This is a genomic window from Ruegeria sp. BI12 (assembly GCF_056537985.1).
Genome location: NZ_JBQFSL010000001.1, coordinates 556,788 through 573,379 on the forward strand (window position 1 = coordinate 556,788; position 16,592 = coordinate 573,379).

The 16,592-nt window shown below is 56.8% G+C and carries 16 protein-coding genes and 1 riboswitch; of the genes, 14 read left to right on the top strand and 2 right to left on the bottom strand.

The window, feature by feature from the left end:
- Positions 1-79 precede the first annotated feature (79 nt).
- From ACR0AK_RS02980 to ACR0AK_RS03020, 9 genes are all read left to right on the top strand, one after another.
- A complete protein-coding gene (locus ACR0AK_RS02980; protein ID WP_480792320.1) occupies positions 80-1,102 on the top strand; it encodes a PhoH family protein in 1,023 nt (340 codons plus the stop codon).
- A gap of 33 nt (positions 1,103-1,135) precedes the next feature.
- Positions 1,136-1,630, top strand: coding sequence for an rRNA maturation RNase YbeY (gene ybeY / locus ACR0AK_RS02985; protein ID WP_480792321.1), 495 nt, complete (start codon positions 1,136-1,138; stop codon positions 1,628-1,630).
- Positions 1,631-1,666: 36 nt separating this feature from the next.
- Positions 1,667-2,554, top strand: coding sequence for a hemolysin family protein (locus ACR0AK_RS02990; protein WP_480792322.1), 888 nt, complete (start codon positions 1,667-1,669; stop codon positions 2,552-2,554).
- Complete coding sequence (lnt, locus tag ACR0AK_RS02995) at positions 2,551-4,047, top strand: apolipoprotein N-acyltransferase (RefSeq protein ID WP_480792323.1); 1,497 nt, start codon at positions 2,551-2,553, stop codon at positions 4,045-4,047. The genes ACR0AK_RS02990 and lnt overlap by 4 nt, the downstream gene beginning before the upstream one ends.
- 42 nt (positions 4,048-4,089) lie before the next feature.
- A riboswitch (SAM-SAH riboswitch) is annotated at positions 4,090-4,138 on the top strand.
- Between the two features lie 5 nt (positions 4,139-4,143).
- Positions 4,144-5,325 carry a methionine adenosyltransferase gene (gene metK / locus ACR0AK_RS03000; RefSeq protein ID WP_170561113.1) on the top strand — a complete coding sequence of 394 codons (1,182 nt, stop codon included), beginning with the start codon at positions 4,144-4,146 and terminating at the stop codon, positions 5,323-5,325.
- A 25-nt stretch (positions 5,326-5,350) separates the two neighbouring features.
- Positions 5,351-6,157, top strand: coding sequence for a sulfotransferase domain-containing protein (locus ACR0AK_RS03005; protein WP_480792324.1), 807 nt, complete (start codon positions 5,351-5,353; stop codon positions 6,155-6,157).
- Positions 6,158-6,192: 35 nt separating this feature from the next.
- Positions 6,193-6,894 (top strand): tRNA (guanine(46)-N(7))-methyltransferase TrmB, encoded by a 702-nt coding sequence (gene trmB / locus ACR0AK_RS03010; RefSeq protein ID WP_480792325.1) that lies wholly within the window; start codon positions 6,193-6,195, stop codon positions 6,892-6,894.
- 69 nt (positions 6,895-6,963) lie between these two features.
- Complete coding sequence (gene aroA / locus ACR0AK_RS03015; RefSeq protein WP_480792326.1) at positions 6,964-8,316, top strand: 3-phosphoshikimate 1-carboxyvinyltransferase; 1,353 nt, start codon at positions 6,964-6,966, stop codon at positions 8,314-8,316.
- Positions 8,317-8,321: 5 nt separating this feature from the next.
- Entirely contained in the window at positions 8,322-8,948 is a 627-nt protein-coding gene (locus ACR0AK_RS03020; RefSeq protein ID WP_480792327.1) for a (d)CMP kinase, read from the top strand.
- A gap of 24 nt (positions 8,949-8,972) precedes the next feature.
- Here ACR0AK_RS03020 and ACR0AK_RS03025 read toward each other — a convergent pair whose 3' ends face one another.
- Positions 8,973-9,452, bottom strand: a complete 480-nt coding sequence (locus tag ACR0AK_RS03025; RefSeq protein ID WP_480792328.1) for a YHS domain-containing (seleno)protein — start codon at positions 9,450-9,452, stop codon at positions 8,973-8,975.
- Between the two features lie 218 nt (positions 9,453-9,670).
- On the opposite strand from ACR0AK_RS03025, the gene ACR0AK_RS03030 reads away from it, so the two are divergent.
- Together ACR0AK_RS03030 and ACR0AK_RS03035 are read left to right on the top strand one after the other, a co-directional pair.
- A complete protein-coding gene (locus tag ACR0AK_RS03030; RefSeq protein ID WP_480792329.1) occupies positions 9,671-10,195 on the top strand; it encodes a hypothetical protein in 525 nt (174 codons plus the stop codon).
- Positions 10,196-10,378: 183 nt separating this feature from the next.
- Positions 10,379-12,067 (top strand): tryptophan halogenase family protein, encoded by a 1,689-nt coding sequence (locus ACR0AK_RS03035; RefSeq protein WP_480792330.1) that lies wholly within the window; start codon positions 10,379-10,381, stop codon positions 12,065-12,067.
- A gap of 75 nt (positions 12,068-12,142) precedes the next feature.
- Here ACR0AK_RS03035 and ACR0AK_RS03040 read toward each other — a convergent pair whose 3' ends face one another.
- A complete protein-coding gene (locus ACR0AK_RS03040; RefSeq protein WP_480792331.1) occupies positions 12,143-13,618 on the bottom strand; it encodes a sulfatase family protein in 1,476 nt (491 codons plus the stop codon).
- A gap of 215 nt (positions 13,619-13,833) precedes the next feature.
- Here ACR0AK_RS03040 and ACR0AK_RS03045 point away from each other — a divergent pair, with 215 nt between their 5' ends.
- From ACR0AK_RS03045 to ihfB, 3 genes are all read left to right on the top strand, one after another.
- Positions 13,834-14,109, top strand: a complete 276-nt coding sequence (locus ACR0AK_RS03045) for a DUF6525 family protein (RefSeq protein ID WP_480792332.1) — start codon at positions 13,834-13,836, stop codon at positions 14,107-14,109.
- 249 nt (positions 14,110-14,358) lie between these two features.
- Positions 14,359-16,035, top strand: coding sequence for a 30S ribosomal protein S1 (gene rpsA, locus ACR0AK_RS03050; protein WP_170561103.1), 1,677 nt, complete (start codon positions 14,359-14,361; stop codon positions 16,033-16,035).
- Between the two features lie 271 nt (positions 16,036-16,306).
- The gene (gene ihfB, locus ACR0AK_RS03055) at positions 16,307-16,591 is read left to right on the top strand and encodes an integration host factor subunit beta (protein WP_037310872.1); all 285 of its coding nucleotides are present in this window, start codon (positions 16,307-16,309) and stop codon (positions 16,589-16,591) included.
- Position 16,592: the final 1 nt, after the last annotated feature.

Below are 16,592 nucleotides of genomic sequence, written 5' to 3' on the forward strand. Positions count from 1 at the left end.
GAAAAAATGAACCTGTGGCTTGCGCCCACCAAGTGTTCCTGTCTACGCTCGGGGTGAAACGCCAAGACAGGAGAGCGGATTGGCCATTGGTGCCCTAACCCCACCGCAAGATGAAATGCCTCAGCGCGAAGCGTTTGTTGAGTTTCCAGACAACCGATTGTTAATTGACCTGTGCGGGGAATATGACCGCAATCTGACAGATATCGAGCAAAAGCTGTCTGTCCAGATTGTGCGCCGCGGGAATCAGCTGGCTGTGATGGGCGACGAAGACGCCCAGAAGCAGGCCATCGAAGTTCTGCAGGCCTTGTATACCCGTTTAGAAGGCGGGCGCGACGTCGAAGCTGCCGATGTAGACCGCGAACTGCGAATGGGCGGCTCGGAAACAGGTACTGGCAGTCGCGACGGTGACCAGCTTGAGATGTTCAAGGGCGGTACGGTCGAAATAAAGACGCGCAAGAAACTGGTCGAACCGCGCACGGACGCGCAAAAAGCATACGTTCAGTCCCTTTTTCAGAACGAGTTGGCATTTGGGATCGGCCCCGCTGGTACAGGCAAGACCTATCTTGCTGTCGCCGCTGGCGTGTCAATGTTTATCGGTGGCCATGTAGATCGGATAATTCTCAGCCGGCCTGCGGTCGAAGCAGGTGAAAAACTGGGCTACCTGCCTGGCGACATGAAAGACAAGGTCGATCCGTATATGCAGCCGTTGTACGACGCCTTGAACGATTTTCTGCCCGGCAAGCAACTGGCCAAACTAATCGAAGAAAAGCGAATCGAAATCGCGCCGCTGGCTTTCATGCGAGGGCGGACGCTGGCGAACGCGTTTGTTGTTCTGGATGAGGCGCAAAACGCAACGACGATGCAGATGAAGATGTTCCTGACGCGTCTGGGTGAAGGAAGCCGAATGGTGATCACCGGCGACCGGTCACAGGTCGACCTGCCGCGTGGTGTTCAATCGGGTCTGGCTGATGCCGAGCGTTTGCTGAGCACGATCCCGAATATCAGCTTCAACTATTTCACGTCCAAGGATGTTGTGCGCCATCCGCTTGTCGCCGCCATAATCGAAGCGTATGAGGCCGACTCGGGCCGTGAGACGGGATAACCGTCCACGGCCGCAGGCTTTTGGCGTGGTGACATGAACCTTGAACTGACAATTGAGGATGCGCGCTGGCAGGACCTGGAGTCGCTGGCGATGCGTGCTATTCAGGCGGTGTTGGACTATTGCGATTTGGACGCAGAGTTGTGCGAAGTAAGCTTGCTGGCCTGTGATGATGCGCGAATTGCTGTCCTAAACTCTGAGTTCAGGCAAAAGCCCACCCCGACCAATGTGCTGAGCTGGCCAGCCGAAGACCTGGCTGTTGGCGAAGCGGGGTTGAGGCCGACACCTCCGACGCCAGATTTCACGGGTGAGATCGCGCTGGGCGATATTGCGATTTCTTTCGATACCTGCGCCCGCGAGGCATCAGAAGCGGGAAAAACCATGGATGATCACGTCACGCATCTGATCATTCACGGAGTGTTGCACTTGCTGGGTTATGATCACATTCGTGACCGCGACGCCACTTTGATGGAAGGGGTCGAAGTCGAGATACTTGGCAAAATGGGTATAGATGACCCATATAGTGTGTAATAGGGGCCGCATTGGCCGATCATTTGGAACAGGATTATGGGCGAAACAGACGGCAGTTCTATGGCGGCGCAGAGCGCGCAACCGAAGGACAGCGGTGAAAATTCCAGCGAAAAAGCTGGTTTCTTTTCTCGAATAGTGGACGCGTTCTCGCCGCAGAGCGACGAAGAGGTCAACGCGGCCAATGGGCATGAGGTCGACATGGTTCAGCCCCGTGGTATGATCAACTTGCGGCGCATGCGGGTCGAGGATGTGGCTATACCCACGGCGGAAATCGTATCCGTGCCATCAACGATCAGCAAAGATGAACTGGCCCAGGTTTTCCGCGACAGCGGCCTGTCCCGTATCCCAGTCTACGAAGGAACTCTCGACACGCCTTTGGGGTTTGTGCACCTCAAAGATTTTGCACTGACTCATGGTTTTAATGGCACCGGGTCCGAATTTGATCTGGTCTCGATGCTGCGGACGCTATTGTTCGTGCCGCCGTCGATGCCGATTGGCGTTTTGTTGACCAAGATGCAGACCGAACGCCGCCACATGGCTTTGGTGATCGACGAATATGGCGGCGTTGACGGTCTTGTTTCAATCGAGGATCTGATCGAACAAGTGGTCGGTGAGATTGCCGATGAGCACGATGCCGACGAAGGTCAGCTTTGGATTCAGGAAAAGCCCGGTTGCTATGTCGTGCAGGCGCGCGTCCCGCTGGAAGATTTCGAAGCCGAGATCGGACGCTCTCTGACCAGCCACGAGGATGTGGACGAAGAAGAAATCGACACGTTGGGCGGGTTGGTTTTCATGCTTTCGGGTCGCGTTCCTGCACGGGGCGAAGTCGTGCTGCATCCCGAAGGTCCGGAGTTTGAGGTGATGGACGCTGATCCTCGTCGGATCAAGCGTTTGCGTGTCATGTTGCCGGATCGCGTTGAATGAATCCTGCGCAGGGCTGGCCGTTTTGGTTGCGATTGGTATTCGCGGCTCTGTTGGGTGCGCTTGCCGCGTTCGGGCTTGCTCCGTTTGGCATTTGGCTGGCAACAGTGATCGCGTTGATCCTGCTGTCGCCTTTGTTTCTAACGACTGAGACGCGGGCGAGGGCCGCGTGGTTGGGCTGGGCTTTTGCGACCGGGTATTTCGCCCATGCACTCAGTTGGATTGTCGAGCCGTTTTTGGTTGATGCCCAGCGTCACGCATGGATGGCGCCCTTTGCGCTGACGTTCATGGCGGGTGGCCTCGCGCTGTTTTGGGCGCTTGCTTTTTGGATGGCGCGGCGCCCCAAAGGTCAACCTGTATCACAGGCCGTGTTTTTGGCGATTACAATATCACTTATGGAGTTTGCCCGTGGGTATGTTCTGACGGGTTTTCCCTGGGCAGGGCTAGCGCAAGTGTGGGTGGATACATCGGTGGCGCAGCTTTTGTCTTTGTTCGGACCATTTGGTCTGGGTGCCGTGACATTGCTGGCGACTTTGCCACTTGGGGCTGCGCTGTCGCAGCGGCAAGGCTATATCATTCCGTTAAGTTTGACGGTCGGAGTCTCGTGTCTGGCATTGATTTATGCCGCGTCACGCCCGGCTGTCACGGATACGGACCATGTCGTACGCATCATTCAGCCAAACGCGCCTCAACACCAGAAATGGGATCCGGACTATGCTCCGCTGTTCTTTGCGCGTCAGGTCGAGTTTACGGCGGCGGCCCCGCGACCGGATCTGATCGTTTGGCCGGAAACCTCGGTGCCTGCTTGGCTGGGCAGCGCGCAGCCTTATCTGACCGCAATTGCCGATGCCGCGCAGGGAACGCCTGTGTTTCTGGGAATTCAGCGCGCCGATGGTCCACGCATCTATAACTCGATGATTTATCTGGATGAGGACGGTCGTCAGCAGGGGCTCTATGACAAGCACCATCTGGCACCCTTTGGAGAGTATGTTCCGTTTGGCGAGGCGTTGGCCAGGTTCGGGATTTTTGGTTTGGCCGCCACCACCGGCAGCGGCTTTAGTGCGGGGCCGGGCGCCGCACTAATGGACGCTGGCAAGCTAGGCAAGGCGCTGCCTCTTATATGCTACGAGGCTGTCTTTACTCAGGACGTATTGTCTGCGCCGGGTCGCGCTGATTTTCTGCTGCAGATCACCAATGACGCGTGGTTCGGCACCCGTTCTGGGCCGTATCAGCATCTGGCTCAGGCCCAAATGCGCGCGATTGAGCAGGGGCTGCCGATGATGCGGTCGGCCAATACCGGTGTTTCCGCAATGATTGACCCGCTGGGTCGGGTGACCGATGCGCTGCCATTGGGGAAGGCTGGTTTTGTCGATGCGACATTGCCACAGGCGCTGGCTCCAACGATATACTCACGAATGGGAGACACCCCCGTCTTTATTGCCGTGTTAGCGCTTTTTGCGCTGCTTTGGCGCAACGCCAGAATGCAACAAGGATAATTTCGGATTGACGCTGTGTTTCATGGTGCGTATCCCGTTGCATGCTCATCACAACGGCTTCCTGGCGTGATGGGAAAACCTTAATGGAGCACATTCATGTCCCGACAGAACTACACATTTACTTCGGAATCCGTTTCCGAAGGGCACCCGGATAAGGTTTGTGACCGGATTTCCGATGCCGTGCTTGACGCCTTTCTGAATGAAGAACCCGAAGCGCGCGTGGCGTGCGAAACCTTTGCTACGACCGACCGGGTCGTCATCGGTGGCGAAGTAGGTCTGTCTGATCAGGAAAAGCTGCACGATTACATGGGTCGTATCGACGAGATTGCGCGCGCCTGTATCAAGGATATCGGCTATGAGCAGGACAAATTTCACCACGAAACCGTCGAGGTGACGAACCTTCTGCACGAACAATCCGCGCATATTGCGCAAGGCGTCGATGCAGCAGCAGACAAAGACGAAGGTGCCGGTGATCAGGGCATCATGTTCGGCTATGCGACCACGGAAACGCCCGCGCTGATGCCAGCCCCGATCCAGTACTCGCACGCGATCCTGCGACGCCTTGCCGAAGTGCGCAAGAATGGTACCGAGCCTGTGCTGGGACCTGACGCAAAATCGCAGCTGTCGGTGGTTTACCGCGATGGAAAACCTGTTGGCGTCAGCTCGGTCGTGCTTTCGACACAGCACCTGGACGAAGCCCTCAGTTCGGCCGATATCCGCGCGATCGTTGAGCCCTATATCCGTGAAACGCTGCCCGAAGGATGGTTGAGCAACGAAACCGAATGGCATGTGAATCCCACAGGCAAATTCGTGATCGGCGGGCCCGATGGTGACGCAGGTCTGACCGGGCGTAAGATCATCGTTGACACCTATGGCGGTGCCGCACCGCACGGCGGCGGTGCGTTCTCAGGCAAAGATCCGACTAAGGTTGACCGCTCGGCGGCCTATGCCGCGCGCTATCTGGCCAAGAATGTTGTTGCCGCTGGTATGGCAGAACGCTGTACGATTCAGCTGAGCTATGCGATTGGCGTATCCAAGCCGTTGTCGATCTATGCCGATACACACGGCACCGGAGAAATCCCGGACGCTGAAATTGAAAAGGCTGTTGGGCAGGTCATGGATCTGACCCCGCGTGGCATCCGTCAGCACCTTCAGATGAACAAGCCTATCTACCAGCGCACTGCTGCCTATGGTCACTTTGGGCGTGAACCCGAAGCCGACGGCGGATTCAGCTGGGAGCGGACGGATCTGGTCGACGCGTTGAAGTCAGCGGTTTAAGGTACGACTGTCATCCCTAAGGCAGTTGGAAACACCGATGGGCTTTAAACGCCTCGTTAAGAATTGGAAAAACAAACAAGTGGAAGCCATCCTCGCTGAGGACGGCTTTCGCAGATTTAGTGCTGAGGCTGTTCAGCCGGCTGATGTCGCCTTCGTCGGATGGCCCAAATCTGGCAACAGCTGGTGCCAGTTTATAATCGCAAACCTTTACTACGGTGTCGACACCTCGATCGCGTCGGACAAAATTGTACAAGATCTGGTTCCGGATGTTCACAGGTCGCGATTCGTCCGGCGTTATTCCGAACAGATGATTGTGAAATCTCACAATCTGCCTCAGCCAAATTTTAGAAAGGTCATTCATCTTGTTCGCGACGGGCGCGACGCGATGGTGTCATATTATCATTTCAGAAACGCACTGGGGTTCAAAGGTACGCTGAGCGAATTAATGGATGAAGACAGCGACGTTTACTCTACCTGGTGGGGCCACGCAGCCGCTTGGAACGACAATGAGTTCAACGCCGAAAAAATGCTGCTAAGGTATGAAGATCTGCTTGACGATACCGAAAATCAAATCTCGCGCATAGCCGACTTCATCGGTGCTGACGCAACCGCCAAGCGCGCTTCGGAAATTGCCGCTCAGACGTCTTTTTCAATTCTCAAAAACAAAGAAAAAAAACATGGCTTGGAGAACAAGGCATGGCCAAAAGACAAGCAGTTTTTCCGCCGCGGGAAAGCAGGTTCGTTTCAGGACGAAATGAGCGTTGATGATGTAAAACGTTTTGAAGATCGAGCAGGCGATCAACTGATTGGCTTTGGATACGCGTTGTCGTAAGGGGTGTGCGCTCTGCCAAGTTTGGAAAACAGCCTATGATACCCGATCGCCCACGCAGAAACTTCTATGGTCGCTTCAAAGGGAAAACCCTGAAGCCCAGCCAAAAGACGTATCTGGACGAAGACCTAGATTCTTTGTCACCCGGTGCGGTGGACTGGGAAACCAATCCTGAACGCCATCCGTTGGACTTGGATGCTCTGTTCGGTGGAAAAGAAGTCTGGCTTGAGGTTGGCTTTGGTGGCGGAGAACATCTGGTGCATCAGGCTGCCAGCAACCCGGAAATCGGGATCATCGGGGCCGAGCCATATATCAATGGCGTTGCGATGCTCTTGGGCAAAATTCGAAAGGCCGGCGTCGAAAATCTGGCTGTGCATCCCGGTGATGCGCGCGATTTGTTCGATGTTTTGCCGGAAGCCAGCATCTCACGCGCCTTTCTGTTGTACCCGGACCCCTGGCCCAAGACGCGGCATCACCGTCGCCGCTTTGTGACGCAGGAACACTTGGAGCCTTTGGCACGTGCCCTGAAACCGGGATCGATTTTCCGTGTGGCCACCGACATCCCAGACTATGTGCGTCAAACACTGGAAGAGGTGCCTCGCGCCGGGTTCGAATGGCTGGCTGAGCGTCCCCAAGACTGGCGCGAGCCGTGGGATGACTGGATTTCCACCCGCTACGAACAGAAGGCGCTGCGCGAAGGCCGCACACCTCATTACCTGACCTTCCGGCGTAAAGGCTGATTGCGGCTGGACCAACCGGCGCCAATTCGCTAATCGGCTTGGGCACTGATAGCGAAAACAGGAGCCCCCATGTCCGGACACGGAACGCCCATCCCGATGACCTCGCATCCCTGCGGCCCGCTGACCGGCACGGCAGAGGTGCCCGGTGATAAGTCGATCTCGCACCGGTCGTTGATCCTGGGCGCGATGGCCGTGGGTGAGACTAAAATCTCGGGCCTGTTGGAAGGCGAGGACGTTCTGGACACCGCCAAGGCCATGCGCGCCTTTGGGGCCGAGGTCACCGATCACGGAGGCGGCGAATGGACCGTGCACGGCGTGGGCGTCGGTGGCTTTGCCGAACCCGATCAGGTGATCGATTGCGGCAATTCGGGCACCGGCGTTCGTTTGATCATGGGCGCGATGGCGACCTCTCCGATTTCGGCGACATTTACTGGCGACGCCAGTCTGAACAAACGCCCGATGGCGCGGGTTACAGATCCTCTGGCGCTGTTTGGAACGCAATCGGTAGGGCGCTCGGGCGGACGCTTGCCAATGACCATTGTCGGCGCGGCTGATCCTACTCCGGTCCGCTACGAGGTCCCGGTGCCTTCGGCTCAGGTGAAATCCGCTGTGTTGCTGGCTGGTCTGAACGCCCCCGGCAAAACCGTTGTGATCGAGAAAGAAGCCACACGCGACCATTCCGAACGGATGCTGGCTGGTTTTGGTGCCGAAATCACTGTTGAGGACACTGATGAGGGACGGGTTATCACTCTGACCGGCCGCCCCGAGTTGAGGCCGCAGGTTATTGCCGTTCCGCGCGATCCGTCCAGCGCGGCCTTCCCGGTCTGCGCGGCGCTTCTTACGCCCGGTTCGGACGTGTTGGTGCCGGGCATTGGTCTGAACCCCACCCGCGCAGGCTTGTTCACCACGCTGCGCGAGATGGGCGCGGATCTGACTTACGAGAATGAGCGCGAAGAGGGAGGTGAGCCCGTTGCTGACCTTCGGGCGAAATACTCACCCAACATGAATGGGATCAACGTACCGCCGGAACGCGCGGCCTCAATGATCGACGAATATCCGGTGTTGTCTGTGATCGCTGCCAACGCTACCGGCACGACCATGATGGGCGGTGTGAAGGAGCTGCGGGTCAAGGAAAGTGACCGGATCGATGCGATGGCCAAGGGGCTTCGTGCGAATGGCGTCACTGTGGACGAGGGCGAAGAATGGTGGTCGGTCGAAGGGCTGGGCATCGGAAACGTCCCCGGCGGTGGCACGTGCGAGAGCTTTCTGGACCATCGTATTGCCATGTCGTTCATGATTTTGGGGATGGGTGCCAAAAAGGGCGTAACCGTAGACGATGCGGGCCCGATCGCTACCTCCTTCCCGATTTTTGAGCCTTTGATGGCTACGTTGGGTGCGAAAATGCAGCGGAACAATCGGTAGGTTTGATGTCAGACACGCAGTTCACAATCGCCATTGACGGACCTGCGGCGGCTGGCAAAGGCACGATCTCGAAAGCGGTCGCGGCGCGGTTTGGGTTCGCGCATCTGGACACCGGGCTATTGTATCGCGCGGTCGGGCGGCGGACGTTGCAAGGCATGGAGCCGGTTGCGGCGGCACAAGCCCTGTCCGCTGAAGAGCTGGAGCAAGGCGATCTGCGTACGGCCGAGATTGCTCAGGCGGCCTCAAAAGTTGCCGTGATCCCAGAGGTTCGCGCCGCATTGGTTGATTTTCAGCGCGCTTTTGCGCGCCGCGGCGGGGGCGCAGTGTTGGATGGGCGTGATATCGGCACCGTCATTTGTCCTGAGGCCGAAGTGAAATTGTTTGTCACCGCCAGCGCCGAAGTTCGGGCCGAGCGCCGTTTTCTCGAGCTCAGCGCGAAAGGCAGTGGTGTCACGCGTGACCAGGTGCTGTCGGATGTAAGAGAACGCGACGCGCGGGATGCCGAACGCAGCACCGCGCCCATGAAGCCGGCGGAAGACGCGGTCTTGCTGGACACGTCTGATCTGAGCATCGAAGCCGCACTGGCCAAAGCCATTGAGGTTATCGAAAAATTAAGGCCCGCAAAATCGTAGCTTCGCGGGCCTTTGGGTGTAAGCTTACAGCTCTCCGACCGCGATGCTTTTGATGTTTGACCATTGATCGTCAGCGGTTTTGGATGTGGCCGGAACATCCTCAAGGAAAGCCGCGCGGGTTTCTGCGTTCAGGAACAGATACAGCTTGCCGTCTGCGACCAGGTATTGATCCGGGTCACCATCGAATTTTTTGCCGACAGATACGCCGAACGAACAGAACCCGCCATGTTGGGGCAGATAAGCCGCCGGATTGGCCTCGAATGTCTCGCGGTTGGCGGCGCTGGTGAAGTAGTAAGATGCGCCGTCATAGGTGGCCGAGTGGGTGGCAAAGCCATCGACCGGATTGCCGTCGTTGACGAGGGCCACCAGATCGACCCCATGCGCTGCAAGCGGCGCGCCGGCTGCAGAAATACCGTTTGATACGTTGACTTCATCAGCCGCAAAGGCAGGGGCTGCGATCAAGGGCAGAGTGGCAATCAAGGCGGTGAGAACGAGGGATTTCATTTGAGTTTCCTTTTCGGTTCAGTATCCGGCCAGCAGGTTTGCCAGCCGCTGAACCAAAGTTAGGTGCAAGCTTCTGAACGGGCTATCGCAGGAAGCCCCAAGTATATTGCAGATCGTTCAAAGCTGCGGGTGGCTGATCAACACTCCTCACTAAGCTTTGTTTGGTCAGGTCTGTGCCCGCCCCCTATTGTCGATCTGTAGCCTGCAGGAGCGTTGCCATGATCCGATTAGCCCTATTGATGATTTTCCTCGCTGGAATGGGGATCGCGCAAGAGGCGGCAGAGCCAGAACCCCCAATGACGTATGAGCGGTTGGGAAAGATAATTTTCGCGCTTGACCCTGAGGCGCAACCGTTTGGCCCGGGGTTTGAGTTGAAGGTCGGGGAAGTAACAGTGCTGGTCGTCACGGATACCAATGCAGACCGGATGCGGGCCATGGTCGCGATTGGGGATGCCACAGATCTGTCGCCCGCCGATCTGCAACGCATGATGCAGGCGAATTTCGACAGCACACTTGATACGCGCTACGCGATTGCGAATGGCACCTTGTGGGCGGCGTACATCCATCCATTGTCCCGATTGAATAAAAACCAATTGATTTCTGGGCTGGCCCAGACCGTGAATGCAGCCAGGACATACGGCACGTTGTACTCTGGTGGCGCGGCGGAATTTGGCGGGGGAGACAGCCAGGACCTGCAACGCGAGCTGATTGAAGATCTTTTGAAAAAAGGCGAGGAAATCTAGGCCTCGCGCGGAATTCCCGCCAATCCTGTCGAAACGAAGACCGTTGCGTTATTGGGCCTAGCTGGATGAAGGAAAGCTGCTATAGTCTCTCACTAGCTGAAAGGGAAAGCTGCGTTACAAGCCCCGAACAAAAAAAAGGGGCAGCTGCTGGAAAACCCCTCACGCCAACAGGGACAAAAAAACATGAATAATCGTTTGAGAAAAATCACCATCGTTGGTGGTGGAACAGCGGGTTGGATGACTGCGCTGATCCTGGACATGGTGTTTTCACGCACTTCAGCACCGAAGGATCGACCGCGCATCTGCCTGATCGAAAGCCCCAATATCTCGACCGTTGGTGTCGGCGAGGCCACCGTGCCGCGCATGCCCGTCACTTTGCGTCAGGCGGGCATTTCCGAGCGGGATTTTTTCCGCGAGACCAATGCGTCCTTCAAACTGGGCGTGAAGTTTTGCAATTGGAACAAGGACGCAAAAGGCAATCGCATTGACTACGTGAACCCCTTTGCCCACGGCCAGTTGTTGGAGGGATTAGAAGCTGCCGAATATTTTCTGCGATTTGGCAACGGGGACCGGGACTTTACGCAATCCATCTCGCCACACGATGATCTGGCCCGCCTGTGCAAAGGCGCGCGCGCGTTGGGCCAGCCCGAGTTCGAACAGCGTTTTGGCTATGCGTATCATCTGGACGCTGTGAAGTTCGCGGGCATGCTGACCAAAGTCTGCACAAAGCGCGGCATTGAGCATATTCAGGATGAGGTGCAAGCCGTTGAACTGGATGAACAAGGCAACGTCAGCCACTTGATGTTGGAGCGTAAGGGCCGCCACGACATCGAGATGGTTATCGACTGCACTGGTTTCCGCGGTTTGATCATTAACAAGGCTCTGGGTGAACCGTTTATGGATTACTCGGAATACCTGCCCAATGACCGTGCAATGGCGTTGCAGATCGAACATCCTGATCCTGAGAAAATCGAAAGCGTCACACGCTCTACCGCACTGGGTGCGGGATGGACGTGGCGGGTGCCACTCTACAATCGTGTGGGCACGGGTTATGTTTTCTCATCCGCGCATCGCACGGATGATCAGGCGGCGGATGAATATCTGGAATGGCTGGGCGACAGCGGCAAAGGTCTGACGCCACGTGTGATCCCGATGCGCATCGGGCGTGTGCGCAATGCCTGGGTCAAGAACTGCCTGGCGATCGGTCTGTCCGGTGGATTCATTGAACCGTTGGAAAGCACCGCGATCCATATGATTGATCATGCGATTCGCTGGTTCGCCGAGCATTTGCCCACACGCGACATGGAGCCATCGCTGCGGAACAGATATAACCGGCAGATGAACAAACTCTATGATGAGGTTCTGGATTTCATCTGCCTGCACTACCGGTTGGGTAACCGTACGGATGACCAATACTGGATAGACGCGCGCACCGAAATGAAGATACCGGATCGGTTGGCTGAGAATCTGGAGTTGTGGCAACACCGCTTGCCCATGGAACACGATATAGAGTTCGCAACGCTGTTTAACTTCCGAGTTTATCAGACGGTTCTATTAGGCAAGCAGGTCTACGACACCGGCTACGGAACCGGCATTCGTGATCGATTGCGGCCGTTGAAAAAGCCGATTTGGTTCCAGTGGTGGAAAGGCGCAAAAGTGGATCTTGCGCAGATCCTCAAATCGATGCCGGATCACAAAACGCTGCTGCGTGACATCCGCGGAGAGCTGGAGCAACGGCCGACCTTTGGAATGGCGGCAGCGATGCAACCGACAGTTTCGATGCCGGGTGAACAACTTGCCCCTGTGGCGATCCAGAACATGCCGAATCTCGCAGAAATCCAAAGTGGCAGGAAAGACCTGCAACTGTTCTAGACATCCCGAGTACTCCGCGCAGCATTAGTCTTCGCTGCGCGGACTGGGGTCCCATTCTAGAAATTGTCCATTAAGTTAGAGCGCGGAGCCTTCCCGCAGCTTTTTCTGCTCGGTCGGAGTGGGGGTGTGGTTGAACACGAATGCCGTGCGGCAGGCCTCTTCTCCGCCAAGGTCTTCGATCTTCTTGCGTTGGTCGGCAAAGGCACGGGCGTTGACCTCTTCGGGGTCACAAATTTCGCGAAGCCGGCGTTCCCCTTCGATTAATGCCGCCTGAACCTGATGGTCATTTACCCTATCCAGCGCACGGTTTATTTGTTCTTGCGGATCGATTGACAGGTCGAACAATTGCGGGGACTGGCCGACATAGTATACATACTTCCACTTGCCCCACCGCACCATGAAACTGCCGGTTTTCGACCCGCCATCATGGTATTCGCTGAACCCGGTCCGATCGGGATCGTCCGGGGCATTGGCCAAACCCACCAAAGAGATACCGGGTTGACCTGCGTTGCCAACGTCGTCTTCGACCCCGCAAACGTCACGGGCAGTTGCTGCGATGTCCGTCAGATTGGTGCATGTGGTGACACGTCGTCCCGCCGGAATGCCAGGGCCTGCGGCAATCATCGGAATTGCTGCACTGGCCTCATACATCACCTGTTTGGTCCAGAATCCCTGATCCCCCATCATGTCACCGTGGTCCGAAACATAGATCACGACGGTATTCTCAGCCTGACCGCTGTCGGACAAAACCCTCAGGATGCGCCCAACGCAATCGTCCATCATTGAGGTCAGGCCATAGTAAGCCGCCTTGGCTTCGCGCACTTTCTGCTCGTCGAAATAGTCGTCGTAGTTAAAGAACGCGGCGATATTGCGCAGTTCTTCATGGTCCGGCAGGCCTTTGCCATAGCCGACCGGCAGATCCATCTGGGCCGGATCGTAAAGGTCGTACCATTCCTTGGGGCAGGTCAGGGGGTAATGAGGGCTGACCAGCGACATGAATGCCGCCCAGGGTTGGTCCGGACGGGCGGGATCGGCCAACCAAGCCTCGGCTGCCGCGGTAATGTCCAGATCGTAATCGGTATAGGTGCTGGGTCCGACCCCGACATCGTCCGCCAGTTCGGATGCCGAATCGTAGACCGGTGGATTTTCGCGCAAAAGACCAACGGCCCAGCCAACGCCCCCGACCACATGCATCGGCAGGATTTCCTGCGAGAAGCCATTGTCGTCTTCGTTGGACCTGAAGTGCAGCTTACCAATGGAAACCACCTCGCGCCCTGCGTCGCGCAACTGTCGCATCCAACTGCGCGGATGTCCGTCATAGGGTGTTGCGCTGTCCCAGTTTCCAGTCGTGTGAACCCAGTCTCCGGTCGCAAGCGCCGCCCGTGTGGGTACGCACATGGGTGAGGGTGTGTAGGCGGATTGAAACATCGTGCCGCGCGCGGCCAGTGCGTCCAGATTGGGTGTTTTGACAATCGGATGGCCAGCGCACCCCATCGCATCCTTGCGGTGTTCATCCGAAATGATGACGAGAAAGTTCAGGTGTTGGCTCATGGGGTCCTCCGGCTTTTTCAAAGTCTCGCAACTGGTGCGGGCTTTGCTGTTCGATACGCGACATTCATCGCAGAAATAGGGGCGTCTCCCAGTGAGGCGGGTTGCGGGTGCAGTAACAAAATGTAATAACATAGCAAAAATCTTTGAGTGAGCATGACAAAACCCACCGAAACCCAACAAACATGGCTAGCGCGCGCTGATGATCGGATCGCGCAATGACTGGTCGTGGAAAAAGCCGAAACCTTCGCAGTCGGATCAAACGCCGCCGGCGGGCAGGATCGCCAATGCAAGCCTATGACGCTTTGCCCGCGGATTTGCGGCGGTGGCTGGCCTCAGCGTGCTTGCCTTGGAGCCCGGCATCGGCGTTACGCATTTGGGATAAAGTGGGCGGTGAGCAGGATCCCGGCCAAGCTTATTCCCGTTTGAATGCGATCGAGCAGTCGATGCTGCAACAAGATGCGACGGTCTGGGGCATAGCGCGGCAGTCTTGATGGCGGCCGAGGCCCTGTATTTCAAGGCTTTCCTCTTGCGCCTGTCGGTGATTCCGCATATACGCGCGCTGTCAACACAAGGGCGGTCAACGTCCGGATGACGTTTCTGAGCAGGGCCGGGTTACCTCGGCCCTTTGTGTTTGTTTGCTCAGGGGCGCACCGGGTCACGTCCGATGGCACCATGAATCAAGACCGGCGGAGACAACCGCTCGGCCAGCAAAAACGTTATGTAGAGGAAAACAACGCCACATGGCTGATACATCTATGGAGGAATTCGAAGCCCTCCTGAACGAAAGCTTCGAAATGGACACGCCCGAAGAGGGTTCTGTTGTCAAAGGTAAGGTTCTGGCGATCGAAGCCGGCCAAGCCATCATCGACGTAGGCTACAAAATGGAAGGCCGCGTTGATCTGAAAGAATTCGCAAATCCCGGCGAAGCCCCTGAAATCGCTGTTGGTGACGAGGTAGAAGTTTACCTGCGCGCTGCAGAAAACGCCCGTGGCGAAGCCGTCATCTCGCGCGAGATGGCCCGCCGTGAAGAGGCATGGGACCGTCTGGAAAAAGCATATGCCGACGACCAGCGCGTCGAGGGTGCAATCTTTGGCCGCGTCAAAGGTGGCTTCACTGTCGATCTGGGTGGCGCAGTTGCGTTCCTGCCCGGCTCGCAGGTTGACGTGCGCCCCGTGCGCGACGCTGGCCCGCTGATGGGTCTGAAGCAGCCGTTCCAGATTCTGAAAATGGACCGCCGCCGTGGCAACATCGTTGTATCGCGTCGCGCAATCCTGGAAGAATCGCGTGCCGAACAGCGTGCCGAAGTTATCGGCAACCTGTCCGAAGGTCAGACCGTCGAGGGTGTTGTCAAAAACATCACCGAATACGGTGCATTCGTTGACCTGGGCGGCGTTGACGGCCTGCTGCACGTCACCGACATGGCATGGCGCCGTGTGAACCACCCGTCCGAGATCCTGACGATCGGCGAAACCATCAAGGTTCAGGTCATCAAGATCAACAAAGAGACCCACCGCATCAGCCTGGGCATGAAGCAGCTGCAGGAAGATCCGTGGGATCTGGTTGCTGCGAAATACCCGCTGGGCTCGGTCCATCAGGGTCGCGTCACCAACATCACCGACTACGGCGCGTTCGTCGAGCTGGAAGCTGGTGTCGAAGGTCTGGTGCACGTGTCCGAGATGTCCTGGACCAAGAAAAACGTCCACCCCGGCAAGATCGTTTCGACCAGCCAGGAAGTCGACGTCATGGTTCTGGAAATCGACGGCGCCAAGCGTCGCGTGTCTCTGGGCCTGAAGCAGACTCAGCGCAACCCATGGGAAGTGTTTGCAGAAACACACCCCGAGGGCACCGAAGTCGAAGGCGAAGTCAAGAACATCACCGAATTCGGTCTGTTCATTGGCCTCGAAGGCGACATCGACGGCATGGTTCACCTGTCGGACCTGTCTTGGGACGAGCGTGGCGAGGATGCGATCCAGAACTACCGCAAGGGCGACATGGTTTCGGCCGTTGTCTCGGAAGTTGACGTGGAAAAAGAGCGTATCTCGCTGTCGATCAAAGCCCTGGGCGGTGACAAGTTCGCCGAAGCCGTGGGCGGTGTGAAGCGTGGCTCGATCATCACCGTCGAAGTCACCGCGATCGAAGATGGCGGCATCGAAGTCGAATACGAAGGCATGAAGTCGTTCATCCGTCGTTCCGACCTGTCGCGTGATCGCGCTGAGCAGCGCCCGGAGCGTTTCTCGGTCAGCGACAAGATCGACGTCCGCGTCACCAACGTCGACAGCAAAACCCGTCGTCTGGGCCTGTCGATCAAGGCGCGCGAAATCGCCGAAGAGAAAGAGGCCGTGGAACAGTACGGTTCTTCCGACTCGGGCGCATCGCTGGGCGATATCCTGGGTGCAGCGTTGAAATCCGGCGACTAAGCCAGGGACGCATCCCAAACAAGAATTTCGGCCTCGCACGCAAGTGCGGGGCCGTTTTTGTTGCGAATCAATATGTTCCAATTTTTGAGTTTAATTTGGCAGTCGCTCATGCATTTGATGCGAATTCTGCATGATCAAGCAAAAAATCGCCTGAGTTCGCGGCAAAATGAAGGCTTTGGACACAGAGTATAAGTTCCCCCGATCACGGTTTTTTCCTATACTGTCCAGAACAATAGACATGGTTAACCGGTCGCCTGGGAGGGTAACACTCATGATCCGTTCAGAACTGATTCAGAAAATCGCCGACGAAAACCCGCATCTCTATCAGCGTGACGTCGAGCGGATTGTGAATACGGTGTTCGAAGAAGTGACAGATGCCATGGCGCGCGGCGACCGTGTTGAACTGCGCGGCTTTGGTGCGTTCTCGGTCAAACAAAGGGACGCGCGCGTTGGCCGTAACCCCCGTACGGGTGAGACTGTGCAGGTCGAAGAAAAATGTGTTCCATTCTTCAAAACTGGCAAGTTGCTAAGGGATCGATTGAACGGTAAAGCCTGAC

Bases quoted from the DNA above. Each gene is read 5' to 3' on its own strand.
- ybeY (WP_480792321.1), top strand. From the start codon at position 1,136: ATGAACCTTGAACTGACAATTGAGGATGCGCGCTGGCAGGACCTGGAG.
- ACR0AK_RS02990 (WP_480792322.1), top strand. From the start codon at position 1,667: ATGGGCGAAACAGACGGCAGTTCTATGGCGGCGCAGAGCGCGCAACCG.
- lnt (WP_480792323.1), top strand. From the start codon at position 2,551: ATGAATCCTGCGCAGGGCTGGCCGTTTTGGTTGCGATTGGTATTCGCG.
- metK (WP_170561113.1), top strand. From the start codon at position 4,144: ATGTCCCGACAGAACTACACATTTACTTCGGAATCCGTTTCCGAAGGG.
- trmB (WP_480792325.1), top strand. From the start codon at position 6,193: ATGATACCCGATCGCCCACGCAGAAACTTCTATGGTCGCTTCAAAGGG.
- aroA (WP_480792326.1), top strand. From the start codon at position 6,964: ATGTCCGGACACGGAACGCCCATCCCGATGACCTCGCATCCCTGCGGC.
- ACR0AK_RS03020 (WP_480792327.1), top strand. From the start codon at position 8,322: ATGTCAGACACGCAGTTCACAATCGCCATTGACGGACCTGCGGCGGCT.
- ACR0AK_RS03025 (WP_480792328.1), bottom strand. From the start codon at position 9,452: ATGAAATCCCTCGTTCTCACCGCCTTGATTGCCACTCTGCCCTTGATC.
- ACR0AK_RS03030 (WP_480792329.1), top strand. From the start codon at position 9,671: ATGATCCGATTAGCCCTATTGATGATTTTCCTCGCTGGAATGGGGATC.
- ACR0AK_RS03035 (WP_480792330.1), top strand. From the start codon at position 10,379: ATGAATAATCGTTTGAGAAAAATCACCATCGTTGGTGGTGGAACAGCG.
- ACR0AK_RS03040 (WP_480792331.1), bottom strand. From the start codon at position 13,618: ATGAGCCAACACCTGAACTTTCTCGTCATCATTTCGGATGAACACCGC.
- ACR0AK_RS03045 (WP_480792332.1), top strand. From the start codon at position 13,834: ATGACTGGTCGTGGAAAAAGCCGAAACCTTCGCAGTCGGATCAAACGC.
- rpsA (WP_170561103.1), top strand. From the start codon at position 14,359: ATGGCTGATACATCTATGGAGGAATTCGAAGCCCTCCTGAACGAAAGC.
- ihfB (WP_037310872.1), top strand. From the start codon at position 16,307: ATGATCCGTTCAGAACTGATTCAGAAAATCGCCGACGAAAACCCGCAT.